Source organism: Austwickia chelonae NBRC 105200, from assembly GCF_000298175.1.
Taxonomy (GTDB): Bacteria; Actinomycetota; Actinomycetes; order Actinomycetales; family Dermatophilaceae; genus Austwickia; species Austwickia chelonae.
The window spans coordinates 1-19859 of the sequence record NZ_BAGZ01000026.1 but is presented as its reverse complement, the minus strand read 5'-3'; the positions used below and the strand labels follow the sequence as shown (position 1 = coordinate 19859).

Sequence of the window (19859 nt, the reverse complement as noted above, 5' to 3'; positions counted from 1 at the left end):
GGGCGTGGGGGCGGCCGGGGCGGGGGCGGCGTTCTGCGCGTCGGCGACGACGACCTGTACGTGCGAGGCGGCAGGCACTTCGACGGTGACGCTGGGTGCGCTCTCGGTGGCCTGTTCGGCCTGTTCGACGGCTTCCACCACGGTCTCGACGACCTCGGCCTGGGCTTCGGCGACGGTGGCTGCCGGTGCCGTTCCGGCGGCTTCGGCGGCCGGGGACCGGCCTTCGAGGAGGATGTGCAGCCGGGACACCAGGTCGGTGTAGGTCTCGGTGCCTTCGTTGCCGTCGTTCTCGATGTGCCCGAGCAGGGCGCGCACGGCGTCGACCATCTCCAGGAGGGTCGTGGCGATCTCGTTGGTCAGGGCCATTTCGCCGTCGCGGAGTTTGCTGAGCAGGCTCTCCCCGGCGTGCGCCACCGATTCCAGGGTGTGCAGGGCGAGGAAGCCGCTGGTGCCCTTGATGGTATGCAGGGTGCGGAAGATGCTGGACAACAACTCGCGGGAGCCGGGGTCGCGTTCGAGAGCGAGCAGGTCCTGGTCCAGCTGGTCGAGATTCTCGTGGCTCTCGATCAGGAACTCCTGAACGATCTCCTCCATGCCTTCCATCGGCAAGCTCCTCGTGAGATGTGGGGAATCGAGCCTTCAATCGGCACCGCGACAGCGGATCTGAGCGAGTCGGCCTTCGATGACGTCGCCAATCGCTCACGGACGCCGTGGCGTTCATCCTGTTCGGTGTGTGCCGGGGGTTCTTCTCCCCTCATCGGCGCGGGCCGGGTCGGGTTCCAGGTGCTCGGGAGGGTGAGGGGCCGGGCGGGCGGGGCGGGCCTCGGGGCGCGGATCGCACGGTCCGGGGCGACCGTTCGGCGCTGGGGAGGGTCCGTTCGCTACGGAGCCGGGGTGGGATGCCGATTCCGGACAACGGCGAAAGTGCACCTCCGGGGGCATCGCGCCGTCCCTGCCTTCGAGGCCGTCGTCGCACGCCACGGACCCATCGGAAAGTATGAGCCCGTGACCAGCGATGAAGTGCTCAAGTCCCTTGTGTCACAGCCGATAAGGCCGTCGTCCACGTGTGGTCAGGCCGTACGGGCGGGGCAGCAGACCCATCCGTGCAGTACAACCGGCCAGCCGCCGACCTACCTTCCGAAGGGCCTTACCCGAAGGACTTCACAAAGGACCGCGTTATGCACTTGTCCAGCGACGATGTCGCACAGATCATCCAAGAGGTGTGGAGTTCCATGCTCGGCATCGATGTCGAGCCGGTCGACATGCCTCGCCCGGAGACCGATACGGCAGTGGCCGGTTCTGTCGGCGTCACCGGGGCCACCGACTGTCTCATCTCCATGGAGATGAATGCGGACGGCGCCCGTAGGTTCGCGGCGACGATGTTCGGCATGGCCGACGACGAGGCCTCCGACGACGACATCGCCGATGGCATCGGCGAACTGACCAATATGGTCGGCGGGAACATCAAGTCTCTGCTTCCCGAGCCCAGCACGTTGTCCTTGCCTGTGGTCGCTTCGGGCAAGAGCCCGACCCTGCGGGTCCCCGGCGGTCGTCCTCTTCTGGAGGCCGGTTATATCGCCGACGGGTTCTCGATGTACCTCACCGTGTGGAATCGCCCGCAGAAAAACTGATCCGGTTTCGCGCCGCACCTGCCCACCGGGTCGGCTGCCGTTTCCCGGGCACCGGGCACGGCGTCGGATGTCCGTCCTGCGGTGTCCGCCACGTCCGGTCCCCTGTCCCGACGCTCAGAGAGAGAGAAAACTGTGAAGGTCGTAGTCGCCGATGACAGCCGCGCCATGCGCATGATCGTGATCCGGACGCTGCGTCAGGCCGGATATGACGGTGCGGAGATCATCGAATGTGAGAACGGTGCCGAGGGTCTGGCCGCGGTCAAGGCCAACAGCCCCGACATGGTGTTGTCCGACTGGAATATGCCGGAGATGAGCGGGATCGAGTTCCTGCAGGCTTTGCGCGCCGAGGGCAACAATGTGCCTTTCGGTTTCGTCACTTCCGAGGGTTCGGATGCGATGCGTTCGCAGGCCTCGGATTCCGGGGCGCTCTTCCTGATCGCCAAACCGTTCACCGCCGACATGTTCTCCGAAGCCTTGAAGCCTGTCCTCGGTTGAGCTTTCCCTACCCGGTACGCACTTAAGCGAGAACCTCACACGTCATGACACCGATCCCCGAGCCGAAGCCCGTGAAGGACCTCTTCCAGGACCTTCTCGGTCGCACGGTCACGATCGCCCATATGGACAAGCCTGTGGTGCCGACGGCGCGGCGGGCCTGCTGCACCGGTCTGTACGTCGACGGGAATATCGACACTAAGGCCATCGTCTGCGCCGATCTGGATCTTGCGGCCCGGGCAGGCGCGGCGCTGGGCCTGGTGCCTCCCACCGGGGCGCAGACCGCTATCGACAATGTCGAGCTCCCCGCTGCGCTCTACGACAACTTCTACGAGGTGATGAACATCTTCGCTTCGTTGTTCAACGTCGGGGAGAATGACACCCATCTGAAGTTGAACGCCGTCTTCCAACCGGGGTCGGTCATCCCTACGAATGCGGCCATGCTGCTGCGTGGCCTCGGCAAACGGGCTGACTACCAACTCGATATCGAGGGCTATGGTCTGGGCGCTCTCGGTATCGTCGTCCCCTTCTGATCCTCCGTCCGGGGCCGTCACCGGTCTCTTGGCGGGTCGGGTCCGCCACTCCGCTGTGGCTTGCATGATTCGGTCCGGGAAGGCCCGGCACCTGTGGTGGGTGCCGGGCCTTTCCGTGTGCGGGGTGGCGGGTCTCCGTGTTGTGTCCTTCGTCGGTTCCCTGCCGGCCACGCTTACCCTAGTATCTGCGTATGAATGCAGATAAGAAGTGCTCTCTGGATGTCGACAGCATCTACGTCGACCTCGCCGTCGAAGTGTTCTCCATGCTGGCCGACGCCACCCGGGTGAAGATCATCCTCGCCCTGCGCGACCGCGAACTGTCCGTGAACGAACTCGCCGAAGCCGTCGGCAAAGCCCCCGCCGGCGTCTCCCAACACCTCGCGAAACTACGGATGTCGCGCATGGTCTCCACCCGACAGGACGGCCAGAAGGTCTTCTACCGACTCGCCGACGAACACGGCCGCCAACTGGTCGCAGACGCCATCTACCAGGCCCAACACGCTGCGGACGACCTCCCGGCCCACCACCACGGCCACCCCGCCCCCCAGCGGACGACCCACCCCGGACCATGATCGGCGTCCTGCGCGACAGCACCTACGCGAAGCTGTTCGGCGCCCAGGTCATCGCCCTGCTCGGCACCGGGCTGCTCACCGTGGCCCTCAGCCTGCTCGCCTTCGACATCGCCGGCGGACAGGCCGGTATCGTCCTCGGCACCGCACTCACCATCAAGATGGTCGCCTATGTGGCGGTCTCCCCCGTCATCGCGGCCGCTGTCGCCCAGGCACCTCGGCGCGTCGTTCTCATCTGCGCCGACCTCGTCCGCGCCGGAGTCGCCCTGGCCCTGCCCTTCGTCGGCGAGGCCTGGCAGATCTACCTGCTGATCTTCGTCCTGCAGTCGGCCTCGGCGACCTTCACCCCGGCCTTCCAGGCCGTGATCCCCGACGTCCTCCCCCGCGAAGAGGACTACACCCGTGCGCTCTCCCTGTCCCGCCTGGCCTACGACCTCGAATCGGTGTTCAGCCCGGTCCTCGCGGCCGCACTCCTCACCGTGACCAGCTATCACCACCTGTTCCTCGGAACCGTCGTCGGCTTCCTCGGCTCGGCACTGCTGGTCACCCTGACCCGGCTGCCCGCCGCCACCCCCCAGGAAGCAGCACCCTTCCGCCAGCGGATCACCCTGGGCTCACGGGCCCTCCTCGCACACCGTGAACTGCGCAGCCTGCTGGCCATGAACCTCGTGGTCGCCGCCGCCACCGCGATGGTCATCGTGAACACCGTGCTGCTGGTCCGCGGCCATCTCGGCCGGGAACAGTCCGATGTGGCCCTCATGTTCGCCGCCTATGGCACCGGATCCATGGTCACCGCGCTGGCTGCTCCCCGGCTCCTGGAACGGATCACCGACCGGCAGCTCATGCTGACCGGGACGGCGACAGCACCGGCAGGTCTCCTCGTCGGGGCGGCGCTCCTGGCGGGCACACCACACCGGTGGACATGGATCGCCGTGTGCACGACCTGGTTCGTCCTCGGCGCGGCGAATTCCACGGTGCTGACCTCGTCCGCGCGCCTCATCCGACGGCACACGCCCCCGGCCCGGCGACCGGCCGCCTTCGCAGCCCAGTTCTCCCTGTCCCACGCCTGTTTCATGCTCACCTACCCGCTGGCAGGTGCCCTCGGATCGTCCGCCGGACTGGCCTCCGCCGCTGCGGCCCTCGCCGCTCTGGGAATGCTCGGCGCCGTGACCGCCACCATCCTGTGGGGCAGGTCACGGCGGGACGGCCGAGATCAGATCAGCGCAGGAAATCCATCAGCGACGGCTGGATGATCTTCGCCGAGGCCTGGAGTGCCGCGTTGTAGGCATTGGACTGGACGGCGAGATCCATCGCGGCCTTCATGAAGTCGGTGTCCTCGACCTTGGACAGGGCGACCTTGGAGGCGTCGTCCTGCATGCCGTTGAGCTGTTGCAGACCCTCGAGGCGGTTGGTGCGGGCACCGATGGTCGACTGGGCCGAGGAGAGTCTCTCCAACGCGCTGTCGAGCTTGGCGAGTTCGTCGGCGACCGGGCCTTGGGTGGGGTCGTTCAGCTTCGTGACGATGCGGTCGAGGATCCCCCCGGCGCCGAGCAGGTCGTCGGCGGTCCCGCCACCGAAGGCCTTCTCCCCGGAGATGGAGACGTCGATGTCCCCGGCGGGGCTGGCCGCCTCGGTGATCTTGCGGATCACCGGCGCGTCATTGCCCTGCCATTTACCGGTGGCCGGGTCGAAGGCGTTGTCGACATTCTGGGTGCCGGCGAAGACGGACGCCCCGGCGTACTTGGTGTTGGCCAGCTGCAGGATGCCCTCCCGGAGCTGCTGGACCTCGGCGGCGAAGGCATTGCGTTCGTTCTGGCTGTTGGTGCCATTGGCTGCGGAGACAACCTGGGTGCGGACCCGGTTGAGCATGGCCGACGTACGAGTGAGGGCGTCGTCCGCGGAGCGGAGGCGGGCCAGACCGTCGTCGATATTGCGGCCGAGCTGCTCCAGGCCGCGCTGCTGATCGCGCAGCCGCATCGCGGAGACCGTGTCGACCGGGTTGTCCGAAGGCCGGGTGAGCCGTTTGCCGGTGGTCAGCTCCTCCTGGGTCCGCTGCAAACGGCCGAGGCTGTTCTCCAGTCCCATCAGTTGGGTCCGGTTCATCGAGTTCTGGGTGATGCGCATGATCGTCTCTCCTGGTCAGCTCGAGGCTCAGCGCTTCATGTTGAGCAGTGACTCGATGGTGGTGTCGATGGCGGTGATGAACTTCGCCGCCGCCGAGAAGCTGTGCTGGTACTTCATGAGGTTGGTCATCTCTTCGTTGAGGCTGACCCCGGAGACACTGTCGCGGGCGTCGTCGGCGGTCTTGGCGACATTCTTGGCCACCGTGTTGTTGCGGTAGACGCTCTGCGCATCGACACCGAGCTGCACGACGAGATTGCGGTACTGGTCGTCGGCCTCGCCCGGCTTGTTCGCGTTGTTGAACATGGCCTTGGCGTTGTCGCCGTTGAGCACTCCTGGTGTGCCGTCGGCCTTGACCGGGGGAATATCCGACGCGGAGATGCCGAGGTCGGAGGCGGTGCCGGCGAACCGGATGTTGATGGCGGCGCGTCGCCCGGTGGGTGCGGGGTCGCCGGTGCTGCTGCCGGTGGTGAACAGTGCGGTGCCCCGCTTACCGCCAGGGGTGGTGTCGACGGTGTAACCCTGGGCGTTCTGCTCGTTGACGGTGCTGGCGAGTTTCTCCGCGACCTTGTCGAGCTGGGTCAGGTAGTTCGGGATCGTCTCGTTCAGGGCTTCCAACTGACCGTTCATCGTCGACTTGGGGTTGGCCAACTTGTCCGCCCCGAGGACAGGCGTGGTCACCGTCGACGCTTGTCCGTCCAGATCGGTGGCCCATGACACCGTGGCCTTGGTGGTTCCATCCCACGCGGCGTAGCTCGCGGCTCCGCCGGTGACCTTGAGGCTCGCGGACTGGTTTCCCGAGACGAGATAGTTGCTGCCGAGCTTGATGTTGACGACGCCGTCCTCGGCACGTTCGGCCACACCCCCGGTGAGGGTGGTGACCTTCTCGACGAGGAGATCGCGCTGGTCGGCGAGTTCGTTGGCAGGCAGGCCGTTGATCACGTTGTTCTTGATGGCACGGTTCAGCTTGGCGATGTCCTCGGCCGCCTTGTTGACCTCGGTGACATTGGCCTCGAGCTCGGTGCGGCGGTCGGCCCACTGGGTCTCCAGCTGGCTGGCCATCGAATTGAGCCGGTTGGCGACGGTGACACCGGAGCTGACCACGACATTGCGGGCGGCCTCGGACTTGAGATCACCCTGTGCTGCGTTGGCCCAGGAGTTCCAGAACTCGTTCAGCTGCTTCTTGAAGGCGATATCGCTGGGCTCGCCGATGGTGCGTTCGACGGCCTCGTAGGTCTTGGTCTGCTCGCCGAGCTGACCCAACGCGGAGTGGGCATTGCGCGCCCGCGCCTCGAGGAATTCGTCGCGCATCCGCGAGATCCCGGTGACTTTGACGCCGCCGCCGGCCTGGTCGTATTTCGCCCAGATCGCGGGGACGGTCGGTCCGCCGACGGCCACCTGGTCGACCCGCTGACGGGAGTATCCGGGCGTGGCGGAGTTCGCGATGTTCTGGCCGGTGGTGTCCAGGCCCCGCTGCGCAGCGAAAACCGCGCGGGCGCCGAGGTTCAATGCGCTGAAGGAAGACATCTGTTGACTCCAACCTCATCCGTGAGTGCGGGGATCCCGCATCGTGCTGTCCTGGGCTGTCCTGGCGGTCTCGCCGAGTCGAACAGCTGGCTGCCTATCGGCGCGGGGTGGTCTTTGTGAAGTGCTTCAGGGGCGATGGATCTTCCATCGCCCCTGTTCAGACTGGCGTGTCCTGGTATCTACCGGTGTTCAGAAAGTCCGGTCGAGGTAGAGGGCTTGCGCCCCTGCATGTTTGGTCTCGCGGCGTTCGTAACGGAGGTCTGCGTCCGTGGCGACGAGTTGGTACTGGACGAAGGTGGCGAGCAGGCCGGTGCGTTGGATCAGGGTGTTGACCCGGTCCGCGAGCTGCGCCGGGAGCGGGCCGAGGGAGTCCGGAGGTTCGAAGGCGGCGACTTCGGTGAGTTGACCGGTGCGCAGCGCTTCCTCCTGGGCGTCGAGCTCGTCCTCCATCCGGGTGAGCGCGGCCTCCCAGGCGGCGATCGTCACGGTTTCTCCCCGGTCTGGGCGGCTGCCTGTTTCCAGGAGTCGCGCAGGGGTTCGATGATCTCCCGGACGCTATGCACGCGGGCGGCGTCCTTGTGGACATTGGCCTGGAAGAGTTCTTGCAGGCAGAACTCGTAGACGGCGAGCAGTTTCTCGCCGCCTTCCCAGGCGCTGACGTCGAGGGTGACGGCGAGTTCGGTGATGATCTCCTGAGCGTGCACGATCGCGGCGTGCGCGCCGGGGATGTCACCGGCGACCACGGCCTGCTCCGCGTTCAGCAGGTCTTTGCTGAGCCGGTCGTACAGCATGACCAGGAGTTTGGCCGGCGAGGCCGTACTCACGGTGTCCTGGGCGTACCGGTTGCGGAGCTGGGCCGCGGTCGTCATGTGGTCCCCTTACTTCCCGGACTGGCTGGACAGCGATTGCAGCTGACCGGAGAGCCAGTTCCCCTGCTGTTGCATCTTGCTGAGCATGGTCTCCAGGGCGGAGAACTGCCGTTTGAGGGTTTCCTGCTTCAGCGACATCCGGTCGTTGAAGTCGGAGATCCGCTTGGTGTAGTCCTTCACCAACGCTTGTTCCCCGTTGATCCGGACCGTCAACAACCCATCGGTTGCATTGCTGGCTTGCTTACCGAGATCACGGACCTTCGTCGCGGTGTCGGTGAAGGCAGCCTCGACGGCGGCGGGATTCTCGGCGTAAGCCGCCGCGAACTTGGCCTTGTCGAAGGAGAGGGTGCCCTCCTTGGTGAAGCTGACGCCCATCTTGGCCAGTTTGTCCGAGCCGACCCCGACGAAGACCGACTGCAGACGGTTGGCGAGATCCCGGACGGTGGAGTCACCGTTCAGGGTGCCGGCCGTCTTCGTGTCCTTGTCGTACTTGGTGTTGACCCGGATGCTGCTGAGCACCTCGTTGGCGCTGTCGACGAAGGCCTTGGCCTTGTCGGCGATGCCACTGGCATCTGCACCGACGGTGACGGTGACCGGCGTCGACGGGTCGGCTTTGACGGCCGTGATGGTCACCCCCGGGAGGACGTCCTTGACGGTCGTCGTCGGGGAGGTGACGTCGAATCCGGTGGCGCTGTCACCGACCCGGAGGACGGTGTCGCTACCGGCCCGCAGCGTGGAGAAGGTGCCCAGGCCGGATGCGCCGCCGGTGGAGTCGGCGACGGTGACGTCGGTGCCGGCACCGGTGGTCGACGACTCGAGTTGCAATTTGTACTGGCCGGGTGAGACCTGCACCATCGTGGCTTTGACGCCCAGGTCGGCGGTGTTGTTGATCGCCGCTGCGACATCGGCCATCTTGGCGCCGGCGGGGACGGAGACCGTGGTCGCGGCGCCTGACCCCTTGGTCAGGGTCAGGTCGAAGGCTGCTCCCCCGTTGAGCACGGCGGCGCCGTCGACGCTGTTCCCGGAGATGGCGGCCCCCGACGCGGCCAGGCTTTTCACCGTGAAGGTGAGCGACCCGGCTTGGGCTTTGTCGGTGGTCGTCGCGGTGGCGATCCCCGTCTGGTTGGAGGTCGCGGTGGTGCCCTTCCAGGCCGAGGCGTCCAACACGGAGCTGGGTGCCAGGGCGGTGGCTGCGTCCTTCATCTTGCTGAAGAGCCCGTTGAGGCTCTGCAGTGCACTGACCAGGGTGTTGCTGGTGGACTTGGCTTTGATCAGTGAGTTTCCGGCCTGGCGTTCGACCGACATCAGTTGGCTGACGATGTCGGCCGAGTTGAAACCGGTCAGGCCGCTGATCTGCATTCCTGCCATGTCGTTCCTCTCCTTTCGTGACTGATCTGCGGAAACACCGGCGAGGGGGCGCGGGCGTGTTGCCCGCGCCCCCTCACTGGTTGGTTACTGCGTCGATCAGCCCAGGAGCTTGAGGACCGACTGCGGAGCCTGGTTGGCCTGAGCCAGCATCGAGACACCAGCGTTCTGCAGGATCTGCGAGCGGGTGAAGCTCGTCATTTCCTTGGCCATGTCGGTGTCGCGGATACGGGACTGCGAGGCGGACAGGTTCTCCGCGGAGACGCCCAGGTTGGACACGGTGTGCTGCAGACGGTTCTGCAGAGCACCGAGGTCTGCACGCAGACCGGACACCGTGTTGATCGCGGTGTCCAGCGTGGTCAGCGCAGCAGCAGCTTCCGTCTGGGTGTCCAGCTTGAGGCCGTTGACGGTCAGGGATGTGGAGCTGACACCGGAGATCGTCACGGTCATGGTCTGGCCGTTGTTGGCACCGATCTGCAGCTGCTTGTCCTTGAAGCTACCGTCTACCAGGGTCATGCCGTTGAACTGCGTACGCGTGGAGATACCGTCGAGCTCGCTGATGAGGGCGGTGACCTCCTTCTGGATCTGCGCGCGGTCGGAGTTGGTGTTGGTGTCCGAGGACGACTGCACGGCCAGGGTGCGCATACGCTGCAGGATGGAGTGCGTCTCGTTCAGCGCGCCTTCAGCGGTCTGGATGAGGCTGATACCGTCCTGAGCATTGGCCTGAGCCTGGTTGAGGCCGTTGACCTGCGAACGCAGCTTCTCGGAGATCGCAAGGCCGGCAGCGTCGTCCGCCGCACGGTTGATACGAAGACCGGAGGAGAGACGCTCGAGGCTGGTGTTCATCGAGCCCTGGGTACCGGACAGGTTCCGGTAGGCGTTCAGAGCGGCGACGTTAGTGTTGATCTGCAGACCCATGATGATCTCCTTCGTGGAATGGGGTCACGGCTCGCCATCCGTGGCGACCCGTACCAGCCGGCCCGAGACCGGCCGACACCGCCCTATCGGCGACCGGGCCAGCCGTGTGAGGCCTTTTCACGACCGCAGATGCGCGCCCTCGAACATCTGGGCGATCTCTTTGCCCCCCGGGAACGTTCGGAAATGTGCCACCACCTGGTCGAGGTAACCCCGGTCCGCTTCGATCAGCATCTGGACGAGTGCTTCGCGGGGCAGCGAGCCCCACAGCGCCAGCAACATCTCACCGGAGCGATCTGCGATCCGCCCTTGACCGGCCATCAGCTGGATCAGACAGACCGCTGCTTCGTCGTACAACTCCAGGGCCAGGCAAGCCTTGTAGCGGGCGTCCAACAACAGCGCGGGAGGCACGATGGTTCCGCTGGCGGCCTGTATACGGTCGATACGCCGAACGATGTCGAGACCTTCGGCGAGATCGCCCCGGGTCAACAGCAGACGGGCTTCGAGCCAGTCGCAATAACTGGCTGCCGACACTCCTTCGCTGCGCAACTGGGCGATCACTTCTCGCGCCCGATCCTCCTGGCCCAGGTCGATGAGCAGGTCGACCATCATCTCCATCCCCCAGGTGCGGTGCTTGTAACCCGAGGTCATACCGCGAACTCTCTCGTAGTCGGCCAGTGCGGACTCGGTCAGTCCTTGGGAGCGGGCCGAGCGAGCTCGATCGACCAACGCCTGGATCAGCTCCTCATGATTGTTCTTCTGGAGTTCCAATGTCGCGATCAACTCATCGGAGAGGCGGAGATTTCTGGCCGACTTGGCGTTGCGTGCCTCCTCCGTCTCATAGCCCAGATGCTGTAGGACGATGGCGTCATCCGGCAGCGCCGACTCCTGCAACTCTGCTCCGGGCCGGGTGGACACGACAGACTCGTGGACCGCGCCCTCGTACCGGGCTCGACCGCGACGGAGAATGCGCTGCGAAGGCCAGGCTTGCTCGAACACTCCTCCGCGGAGGTCGGCCACCAGTACCGTGAGGGCGTCAGCACTGCCCCGGTTCGTTTTCGCGGCCGCGCGCAGCAGCTCGGCCAGACGGGGCACTCTCGCCACCACGCGCTCGTCGGCGTCGATGATCAGCGTCCACTTGCAGGAGCACATGTGGATCGCGGCATTCCGTGCCCGTGCGAAATCCCCGTTCCAGTAGCCACGTTCCACCCGGGATCCTGCAGCTTCAGCGATCTCGACCGTCCGGTCGGTCGAGCCTGTGTCGTACACACAGATCTCGCCCAGCAGCGGGCGCAAGCTGTTGAGGGAGTCCAGGCATTCGGGGAGGAAGCTCTCCTCGTCCTTGACGATGAGAGCGGCGGACAGGAGCGGCGTGGCCATACGTATTCCTTCGACGAAAGGAAGGATCCGCTGAGGACTTTGGACAGCAATACATATGCTCCGCAGTCAATCTGCTGCAGCTATCTGCCAGGCAGCCCCGAGGGCCGGCCACTGATCCGGATAGTTCGACCTGTGCTGAAGCACACCGATGAGGGGGCGGACATCTGTCCGCCCCCTCACTGGTTGGTTACTGCGTCGATCAGCCCAGGAGCTTGAGGACCGACTGCGGAGCCTGGTTGGCCTGAGCCAGCATCGAGACACCAGCGTTCTGCAGGATCTGCGAGCGGGTGAAGCTCGTCATTTCCTTGGCCATGTCGGTGTCGCGGATACGGGACTGCGAGGCGGACAGGTTCTCCGCGGAGACGCCCAGGTTGGACACGGTGTGCTGCAGACGGTTCTGCAGAGCACCGAGGTCTGCACGCTGCGTGGAGACCGTGTTGATCGCGGTGTCCAGCGTGGTCAGCGCAGCAGCAGCTTCCGTCTGGGTGCCCAGTTTGAGGCCGTTGACAGCCAACGAGGTGGAGCTGACGCCAGAGATGTTGACATCCATCGTCTGCCCGTTGTTGGCACCGATCTGGAGCTTCTTACCGGTGAAGCTGCCATCGATCAGGTTCATGCCGTTGAACTGCGTACGCGTGGAGATACCGTCGAGCTCGCTGACGAGTGCGGTGACCTCCTTCTGGATCTGCGCGCGGTCGGAGTCGGTGTTGGTGTCCGAGGCCGACTGCACGGCCAGGGTGCGCATACGCTGCAGGATGGAGTGCGTCTCGTTCAGCGCGCCTTCAGCGGTCTGGATGAGGCTGATACCGTCCTGAGCATTGGCCTGAGCCTGGTTGAGGCCGTTGACCTGCGAACGCAGCTTCTCGGAGATCGCAAGGCCGGCAGCGTCGTCCGCCGCACGGTTGATGCGAAGACCGGAGGAGAGACGCTCGAGGCTGGTGTTCATCGAGCCCTGGGTACCGGACAGGTTCCGGTAGGCGTTCAGAGCGGCGACGTTAGTGTTGATCTGCAGACCCATGATGATCTCCTTCGTGGAATGGGGTCACGGCTCGCCATCCGTGGCGACCCGTACCAGCCGGCCCGAGACCGGCCGACACCGCCCTATCGGCGACCTCCTCACCGACATGAGAGCTGCCGGGCGAAGTTTTCCTCAGGCAGCGAGTTCTTCACGGTGCCAGTTTTTTTCGGATCAGACCCGCCAGTTCCTGCCCGCGATCACCCAGCTCTTCGAAAGCAGGCAGCGCCGAAGAGAGATAACCGCGGTCGCTGTCGACCAGGATCTGGGCCAAGACGGACAGCTCCCGGTCGCCCCACAGGGTCATCAGCAGCCGAGGATAGGACTCGACCACCCCCAGGTCGGCGATTAGCCGAACCGCGCAGGCCGCGGCCTCGTCGATTTCTCCGGTGATGGCTGCCGCTTTCAACCGGGCCTCGACCAGCGGCCGCGGGACGTCGACGGTGCCGGTGGCGCCGACGAGCTTGTCGATCGCCCGTAACAGCGTCAGCGCCTCCGCATGTCTTCCTCGGAGGAAAAGGATCCGCGCAGTGAGCCATTGGGTATGGCTCTGGTGGATGGGCGCCTCAGCCAGTTCGGCGATGATCTCCGCTGCCTGATCCACCCGTTCCAGGTCGATCAACCAGCCCGCGTACTGTTGCAGACCGTGCAGTCGGTACTTGGATGGGCTAGGGGTCGCACGTACCACTTCCAGGTCGGCCAGCCCGCCTTCGGTGTCGCCCGCACCCACCCGCGACCGGGCCCGGTCGATATAAGCCCGGATGAGATTCTCGGCCGGTGCACCCGGTGGAAGAGCTGCGACTTCGTCCTCAGCGATCTGGAGGTTTCGCTGCAGTTTGTCACTCAGCAGTTTCTCGTCCAAGTAACCGTGGTGTCGGATAAGGATCTGCCGCGGCGAGAGCTCATCGAAGACGACGGGTTTGCCGTCCAGACGCATGACCTGCTCGTGTACTGCGCCGACATAATGGGCTCGGCTCCGGCGGAAGAGCCGGTCAGACCCCCAGAGGACTCCGTCCGAGCCGTTCTCCTCGACATTGGTACAGGGCACGCGTAGCGCGTCGACCCGCCCGTTGGCGGCGGTAAGCGCTGCCCGTAAGGAGCGCCGCACAGCGGCCTGATCAGCGCTCACTCGCTCGTCGGCATCGACGATCAGTACCCATTTGGCGTTGGTCATCCCGATGGCTTCGTTACGGGCCCGAGCGAAGTCGCCATCCCAATAACCCTGGCTCAGCGTGGCTCCGGCCGCTCGAGCGATCTCCTGGGTGCCATCGGTCGATCCGGTGTCATAGACACAGATCTCGGTGATCAGCGGGCGGAGAGCATTCAGCGCTGCCAAACACTCCGGGAGATTCTGTGCCTCGTCCTTGACGATGAGTGCTGCAGCGAGCAGGGGTACGGCCATATCGTCTCTGTCGACGAAAAGCCTGCCCCACTGAGCTTTTCCGGGCCGACAGCATCGTCAGGCTGAGTCACCGATCCCCTTTGGCGAGTTCACGCAGCACGGCCTGGACCTGGTCCGGCGAGGCGGCCCGCTGCCGGACCAGCTCGGTGAGTTGGTCGATGCTGCCGTCCCACAGCCGAAGCAGCCAGGGCCCTTTTCCCTCGACCTGTCCGGTCTGCACCATCGAGGTCAGCAGATAGGCCAGCGCCTCGGAGCGTTTCCCCAAGGCTTCGGCGACCTGGGCCCGGGCCTCCCACAGATAATGCCGCGGAGCCTGGACCCCGAGGCTGGTCTCCACCGTGTCGATCCCGGCCAGGATGGCCTCGGCGGTCTCCAGATCCTGCAGGCCCACAGCCACCCGCACGGCTCCCCACCACGCATAGCTGCCAGGTGCCCCGGTGCGCACGAGAGCATCCAGGCAGTGCGCTGCTTCGTCGTGCTCCCCGCTGTCCAGATGGACATCCATCAGACATTCCAAGGCAGCCTGCCGCAGGGAGGCGTCCTGGGTGAGGCCGATCACCTCCCGGTACTCGGCCGCCGCGACCGGGCGTTCCTGCTCGGTCAGCCGGGAGCGTGCCCGGTGGAAGAGCGCCCACGCCAGTTCATCGGAACGGGTGCTCCCTCGGCTCCGCAGCCTGCTGATCTCGACATCGGCGATCGCGGCATTGCGCAGCACCTTCTCCACCGAATAGGTGCGATCCCGATAGCCGTGATGCCAGATCTGCAGGACATCCTCCCCGACGGCCTGCACGGCCGGGGATCCTCCCTCGGCGGTCCGAGGGCTCTCGTGGATGGCCCCTCGGTAGCGGAGCCGGTCACGCCGGAAGAGTCCGCACCGTCGAGACCGCTCGGTGTGCTCTCCGTCCTCGTCCAGGTTGATCACCCAACAGGCCAATCCGTCCATTTCTGCAGGAAGGTCACGCAGCTGGACAGCGAGCGCGTCGACATCGACGACGATCTCCTCGTCGGCATCGACGATCAACGCCCAGTCACCGGTGGCGGCCTCGATCCCCGCATTGCGGGCCCGGGAGAAGTCGTCGTCCCAGTAACCCGTGATCACGATGGTGCCGCTCTCGGCAGCCACCTCCCGGGTGTCGTCCACCGACCCGGTGTCGTAGACGACCACCTCGTGCAACAGCCGGCCGAGGAAACGGAGCGAGTCCAGACACCGGCCTATCCGGGTGGCCTCGTCACGCGCGATGAGACATGCCGAGATCCGGCCGGGCGGTGCCGGGTCGAGGTTCTCCTTCATCGGGTCCCCTTCTGCAGCTGACGGTGCAACTCGTGGAATTCGGCCGCCCGTTTCTCCTCACCGAGCGAGTCGTAGAGCAGGGCGAGATTCCCTGCGGCGAGATGTCCGCCGCGGGCAGGCACCGACCCCGGATAGGGCGTGTGTTCCCCGATCCGCAGGCAGCGCTGCCAGAGTCGTTCGATCTCGGGGAGGAGCTCGTCGGCCTGGTCCGGGAGGGCCACCGCGAGATCGAGGAGTGCGCCGGCGGCGGCGAAGGCGACATCGGCCGAATCGTGCCATCGGGGCAGCTCGTCGTCGAGCAGGGCGAGCAGGTCGGCGAAACGCCCGCTCGCGCCGTAGACCGCGACGGCCCGGGCCACCAGCGAATGCCGCCAGGGAGCCTCCTTGCTCTGCGGGAGCACGGCTGCATAACAGGCCGCGGCTTCGGCGTGGCGTCCCTGCGCCTGGAGTTCCTTACCGAGCTGGTAGCGCAGGTAAAGGTCGTCGCGCCGGTCCAGAGCCGCTCGCAGCATGCTCTCGTTGCGTTCCGCTTTGTGTTCCCGCTGGGCCGCCTCGTAGCCGTCGTGGGCGAGGGCCGCGGCGATCGGGACGACGGGGAGAGCGTGCACGGGTTGTTCGTGGATGGCTCCGCGATAGCGCACGTCACCAGGCAGTAGCCGTTCGCTGAGGTCGGTGCGGGAGATGGCGGCGCCGTCGGATTCGGAGGAGGAGAGCACCTCGAGCAGTCCGACCCGCTCCGGGGGGCCGGCGGCGAAGGCGCGCAACGCCGCTGCGCCTTCGGCGAGCCATTCGTCGGCGTCGACGATCAACCGCCAGTACGACCGGGTGTGGTCCAGCGCCCAGTTGCGGGCTTCGGCGAAGTCGGAGGACCAGGGGTGGGTGAGCACCCTGGCTCCGTGGTCGGCAGCGATCCGGGGGGTCCGGTCGACGGATCCGGTGTCGACGACGACGATCTCGTCCGCGACGGCCTGCACGGAGTCGAGCATCCGGGCGATGCACCGTTCCTCGTCCCGCACGATGGCGACCACGGCCAGTGACGCCGGGTCTGAAGGGTGTCCGTTCACCGGTACCGGCGTCTCTGCACCGCGCGTGCGACCTGGGTGGAGGCGGATCGGGTGCGGTGGAGGCAGTCCTCGATGGCCGGGTCGGCGACCGGGAGGACTTCGCGGAGCAGTTGCATCAGGGGGTCGGCCGGCCGGGCGCCCCACTGGTGGAACATGGCGTCGACCTCGGCCTGGCCGGCGCCGGGTGAGGCCATCGCCGTGAGTCGGCAGCTCAGGGCTTCGTCCCACAGGCCGAGTTCGTCGGCGACCCGGGCGCGGGTGGTGTAGAGCAGATGTTGGGGGATGATGACGCCCCCTGAGGTCCAGACCTGGTCCAGTTCCCGCAGCAGGCTCAACCCGGTGTCGAGTTCGCCCACGCCCAGGCACCAGCGGGCGAAGAGGAAGGCGGCGAAGGGTTTGTTGGAGCTGGTGGCGGTGAGTGCTTCCAGGGCGAGTGCGGCGTCTTCCCACCGTTCTTGGTCGAGCAGCAGGTGGGCCAGGTGCTCTTGCGCTCGTACCTGGTAGGGGCCCTGCTCCGCGGCGAGTTCCCGGTATCCGGCCTCGGCGGAGCTTGGATCGGATGCCTCTATCGACCGGGCGTGGTGCAGCCGGATACGGGAGCGTTCTTCGTCCGCCAGCGCGGGGTCGGCGAGTGCCTGCTGGGAGATGGCGGAGTTGCGGGCGAGTTTGGCGGCGGTACGTTCTGCGTGTGCGTAACCGCTGTGGTGCAGGCGGATCACGTCCTGGGGTGCGCTCTCGCTGACGAGTTCACCGTGGCGGGCGTCGACCTGTTCGTGGATCCGGCCGACGTAGCGGGCTGCTGCGGGCCGTAGCAGTCTGGTCTGCAGCACGCTGTCGGTCGCGGTGCCGTCGTCCCCCGTGTTGACCTGAAGGACGTGGAAGGCGTGGATCCCTTCGCGTACGCCGAGTTCCAGCAGCGCGGGGAAGAGCATCTCGTCGGCCTGGACGACCTCGTCGGCGTCCATCATCAGCACCCATTCGGTGCGGCACATGTCCAGGGCGGCATTGCGGGCGCGGGAGAAGTCGTCGTCCCAGGAGCCGCGTTCGACCCGGGCGCCGGCGGCTTCGGCCAGTTCCGCGGTGCCGTCGACGGACCCGGTGTCGTAGACACAGACCTCGGCGACGAGTTCCCCGAGTGCGCGGACGGAGTCGAGTGCGCGCTGGATGTTCTCGGCTTCGTCACGCACGATCATCGCGATGCTGAGGCGTGTGTCCATGTCGGTCCTGTCTACGGAAGGCAGTTTTCTCCTCCCCATCGCCCGAAGTGTTTTATCCCTGAGCACGCTTCATGGCCGATACCGGGGCGGGTCATTCCATGTGGGTCAGGAGTACGTCGACCGGTCGGCCGAGCGATCCGCGCCGGTCGAGTTCGACGGCGGCCCGGACGGCCAGGTCCGGTGAGCGGTAGACCCCGGCGGCGATCACGCACAGGAATTTCAGTTGGTCGTCGTCGAGTTCTTCGGCGCCGATGATGCCGCGGGTGTAGACCAGGTCTGCTTCCAACAGTTGGTGGCGCGGCGTGCGGGGGTTGTTCTCGAAGACCAGCGGAGCCAGCGGCCACTGTTTGAGCGTCGGCATGGCGTGCGGGAGGAAACCTTGGTCACGTAGTTCGACGTCGATCTGGCCGATGCCGGGCTGTCCCCGGTAGAGCGGGACGAAGGAGACCTCGGTCTGGATCATGACGGTACGGGCCAGGGTGGTCCGCCCGCCGCGGAAGACCGCCAGTTCCGACCCTTGGACGTCGATTTTGAGGTAGTCGACGGCGCCGAGTTCCGTGATGTCGTCCAGGCGGGTGGTGTGGACGGTGTCGACGTCGAGCACCTTCCCGAATTCGGGGAAGAGGTGGAATCGGTCGAGCATCTGCGGGTCGGGTTCCAGCAGGGAGGTCATCCCGGAGGCCAGGCAGCGGTACAGCTGGTGTTCGGCGCCGTCACCGACGGCATGGGGCAGGTAGGTCTCGGTGGGTCCGGCGGAGGCCTGGAGCCGGGCGAGGGCTTCGGGTTGTGGCTCGAAGCCGGTGACTGTGCAGACACCGGCATCGAGGAGCGGACGGTACGGCGGGTCGCCGTCGATGGGGTTGGCGCCGATGTCCACCACGTGGAGGGTGCGGCTGGGGTGCAGGTCTGCCCAGAGCCCTGCGATGTCGATGGCCATCCGGGTATCTCTTCCGTCGGGTGTCGGCAGGCGTTGTCGACCTCATCGACCCGAACCGAATAAGACTGAGCCTTAGTCCTTTCGGGTGGTCTGACCATCGGTGGTGGCGACATCCTCACTGATAGCGGAGTGCAGGCTGCAACATGGCGACACCGGGCACGGCCTCAGTTCTCGGCCAGCATCTCCTTGGCCGTCGACCAGAAAGCAGCCCGCAGCGCGAAACGCACCTGTTCGGGGACGTCGTACACCTGGATCTCATCGGACAGGTCGAGCAGTAACGCCCGGTCGATCTCCGAGGGGATCGACGGCTGCCCCGCCCACAGTTGTGCGACATCCTGCGAGCTCGCTGCTTGCTGCCACACCTGCAGGACCCCTTTGACCACGCGTGCGATCGGTTCGGCATATCCGGATGCCGTGTCCGTCGCCAGGTTCGTGTCGAGCTCGGCGCCAGGGTGGCTTCCGGAGGGGCGTCCGGTCTCGCTGGAGTAGACCTGGACGGAGTCGGGTGCCGTGGGTGCCGGGGAGGGCGCGAACAGGGGCGCGCTGTTGTCCCGGACGCGTTCGGCCAGAGCTTTCGGGCTGGGGACGACCATGCCGTCCGGGGCATTCCGGTCGGAGGGGGAACCATCGGTCTCCGGGGTGGCGCCGGCCGGGGCGAGAGTGGCGGTGCCCTGTCCGGTCGGTCCGGTGGCCGTGCTCGAGGTGTTGGTCCGACGAGTGACCGCACCGTCCACCAGCTCGGCGGGCAGCAAAGCCACTTCGTCGACGGTGAGCCGCAGGTGGTGGGCCAGACCGTGCGCCCGGCCACGGACGTCGGCCACGGAGATGGCCACGACCTGGACGCCGAGGGCTTGGGCTTCTTCGACGGCTTCGCTGAGGTCGTCGTCCCCGGAGACGAGATAGGCGACGTCGATACTTCCGGTGCGGGCGTGGGCCACCAGGTCGAGCCCGAGGCGCAGGTCGACGCCTTTCTGTTCGCCGCTGGGCGAGAGGCGACCGAGGCGGAGTTTTACCTTGGGCAGGACGCCGATCAGTTCCTGGGTGGGGGTGATCTGTCCACGGCTCGGGGCGGAGTCGTACCACAGGGTTCTCAGGAGTGGCAGGCCGCAGTGTGCGCTGACGAATTCGCCGATCCCTCCGATGAGTTTGCCGTGATCGACGATGATCCCGGATCGCAGGGAGGAGCCGCTGGCTCGGGTGGCGACCGAGGCCAGCAGGTATCCGGCGTCGGCGTAGACAGCACAGCAAGAACGCATGGCGGCAGTCTCCCCCATGCGCGGGGGCCTTGCCGTTCGGCTGAGGCGCGGGCCGCGCTCCGGCAGGGGGCTTGCTCGAGGGGAGTAGGTCCGGGATCGGTACATGACGGAGCCCCGCCTCCGGGGGTGCCGGATGGCGGGGCTCCGTTCTGATGGTGTGTGTGACCGCACCGAGTTTTTCAGGCCGAGCGCACCGTGCCGTTGTCGACGCGGACGTCGCCGGTGGTTTCGGTGCTGGTCGGCATGGAGAGCCGGTCCTTGTAGGAGGAGCGGGT

General features: G+C 66.2%; 20 protein-coding genes. 5 read left to right on the top strand and 15 right to left on the bottom strand.

Annotated elements, in window-relative coordinates; translation table 11 throughout:
* A partial coding sequence (locus AUCHE_RS15240; RefSeq protein WP_006504229.1) for an Hpt domain-containing protein occupies positions 1–603 on the bottom strand: 603 nt, incomplete at its 3' end.
* A 575-nt stretch (positions 604–1178) separates the two neighbouring features.
* Between AUCHE_RS15240 and AUCHE_RS15235 the strand changes: the two genes are divergently transcribed.
* From AUCHE_RS15235 to AUCHE_RS15215, 5 genes are all read left to right on the top strand, one after another.
* Complete coding sequence (locus tag AUCHE_RS15235) at positions 1179–1631, top strand: chemotaxis protein CheX (protein WP_040322913.1); 453 nt, start codon at positions 1179–1181, stop codon at positions 1629–1631.
* Between the two features lie 132 nt (positions 1632–1763).
* A complete protein-coding gene (locus AUCHE_RS15230; protein WP_006504227.1) occupies positions 1764–2126 on the top strand; it encodes a response regulator in 363 nt (120 codons plus the stop codon).
* Positions 2127–2170: 44 nt separating this feature from the next.
* Positions 2171–2656 (top strand): hypothetical protein, encoded by a 486-nt coding sequence (locus AUCHE_RS15225; protein ID WP_006504226.1) that lies wholly within the window; start codon positions 2171–2173, stop codon positions 2654–2656.
* A 191-nt stretch (positions 2657–2847) separates the two neighbouring features.
* Positions 2848–3228, top strand: a complete 381-nt coding sequence (locus tag AUCHE_RS15220) for an ArsR/SmtB family transcription factor (RefSeq protein WP_006504225.1) — start codon at positions 2848–2850, stop codon at positions 3226–3228.
* Positions 3225–4478 (top strand): MFS transporter, encoded by a 1254-nt coding sequence (locus AUCHE_RS15215; RefSeq protein ID WP_006504223.1) that lies wholly within the window; start codon positions 3225–3227, stop codon positions 4476–4478. The genes AUCHE_RS15220 and AUCHE_RS15215 overlap by 4 nt, the downstream gene beginning before the upstream one ends.
* On the opposite strand, the gene flgL is transcribed toward AUCHE_RS15215, so the two are convergent.
* From flgL to AUCHE_RS15145, 14 genes are all read right to left on the bottom strand, one after another.
* A complete protein-coding gene (gene flgL / locus AUCHE_RS15210) occupies positions 4444–5349 on the bottom strand; it encodes a flagellar hook-associated protein FlgL (protein WP_006504222.1) in 906 nt (301 codons plus the stop codon). The two genes, AUCHE_RS15215 and flgL, sit on opposite strands and share 35 nt — an antisense overlap.
* Before the next feature lie 27 nt (positions 5350–5376).
* Positions 5377–6873, bottom strand: a complete 1497-nt coding sequence (gene flgK / locus AUCHE_RS15205; RefSeq protein ID WP_006504221.1) for a flagellar hook-associated protein FlgK — start codon at positions 6871–6873, stop codon at positions 5377–5379.
* Between the two features lie 189 nt (positions 6874–7062).
* The gene (locus AUCHE_RS15200; protein WP_006504220.1) at positions 7063–7359 is read right to left on the bottom strand and encodes a hypothetical protein; all 297 of its coding nucleotides are present in this window, start codon (positions 7357–7359) and stop codon (positions 7063–7065) included.
* On the bottom strand, positions 7356–7742 hold the full coding sequence (gene fliS, locus AUCHE_RS15195; protein WP_006504219.1) for a flagellar export chaperone FliS: 387 nt from the start codon (positions 7740–7742) through the stop codon (positions 7356–7358). The genes AUCHE_RS15200 and fliS overlap by 4 nt, the downstream gene beginning before the upstream one ends.
* Before the next feature lie 9 nt (positions 7743–7751).
* Positions 7752–9110, bottom strand: coding sequence for a flagellar filament capping protein FliD (gene fliD / locus AUCHE_RS15190; protein WP_006504218.1), 1359 nt, complete (start codon positions 9108–9110; stop codon positions 7752–7754).
* A 96-nt stretch (positions 9111–9206) separates the two neighbouring features.
* Positions 9207–10025: a flagellin N-terminal helical domain-containing protein gene (locus AUCHE_RS15185; protein ID WP_006504217.1), complete on the bottom strand. Its 819-nt coding sequence runs from the start codon at positions 10023–10025 to the stop codon at positions 9207–9209.
* Between the two features lie 117 nt (positions 10026–10142).
* Positions 10143–11402, bottom strand: coding sequence for a glycosyltransferase family 2 protein (locus AUCHE_RS15975; RefSeq protein WP_006504216.1), 1260 nt, complete (start codon positions 11400–11402; stop codon positions 10143–10145).
* 199 nt (positions 11403–11601) lie between these two features.
* Positions 11602–12420 (bottom strand): flagellin N-terminal helical domain-containing protein, encoded by an 819-nt coding sequence (locus AUCHE_RS15175; RefSeq protein WP_006504215.1) that lies wholly within the window; start codon positions 12418–12420, stop codon positions 11602–11604.
* 148 nt (positions 12421–12568) lie between these two features.
* Positions 12569–13819 carry a glycosyltransferase family 2 protein gene (locus tag AUCHE_RS15170; RefSeq protein ID WP_006504214.1) on the bottom strand — a complete coding sequence of 417 codons (1251 nt, stop codon included), beginning with the start codon at positions 13817–13819 and terminating at the stop codon, positions 12569–12571.
* A gap of 67 nt (positions 13820–13886) precedes the next feature.
* The gene (locus AUCHE_RS15165) at positions 13887–15110 is read right to left on the bottom strand and encodes a glycosyltransferase family 2 protein (RefSeq protein ID WP_006504213.1); all 1224 of its coding nucleotides are present in this window, start codon (positions 15108–15110) and stop codon (positions 13887–13889) included.
* Complete coding sequence (locus AUCHE_RS15160) at positions 15107–16174, bottom strand: glycosyltransferase (protein WP_006504212.1); 1068 nt, start codon at positions 16172–16174, stop codon at positions 15107–15109. The genes AUCHE_RS15165 and AUCHE_RS15160 overlap by 4 nt, the downstream gene beginning before the upstream one ends.
* Positions 16171–17391, bottom strand: a complete 1221-nt coding sequence (locus tag AUCHE_RS15970; RefSeq protein ID WP_006504211.1) for a glycosyltransferase family 2 protein — start codon at positions 17389–17391, stop codon at positions 16171–16173. The genes AUCHE_RS15160 and AUCHE_RS15970 overlap by 4 nt, the downstream gene beginning before the upstream one ends.
* Positions 17392–17482: 91 nt before the next feature.
* Complete coding sequence (locus tag AUCHE_RS15150; protein ID WP_006504210.1) at positions 17483–18328, bottom strand: FkbM family methyltransferase; 846 nt, start codon at positions 18326–18328, stop codon at positions 17483–17485.
* 164 nt (positions 18329–18492) lie between these two features.
* Positions 18493–19602: an NYN domain-containing protein gene (locus AUCHE_RS15145; RefSeq protein WP_006504209.1), complete on the bottom strand. Its 1110-nt coding sequence runs from the start codon at positions 19600–19602 to the stop codon at positions 18493–18495.
* Positions 19603–19859: the final 257 nt, after the last annotated feature.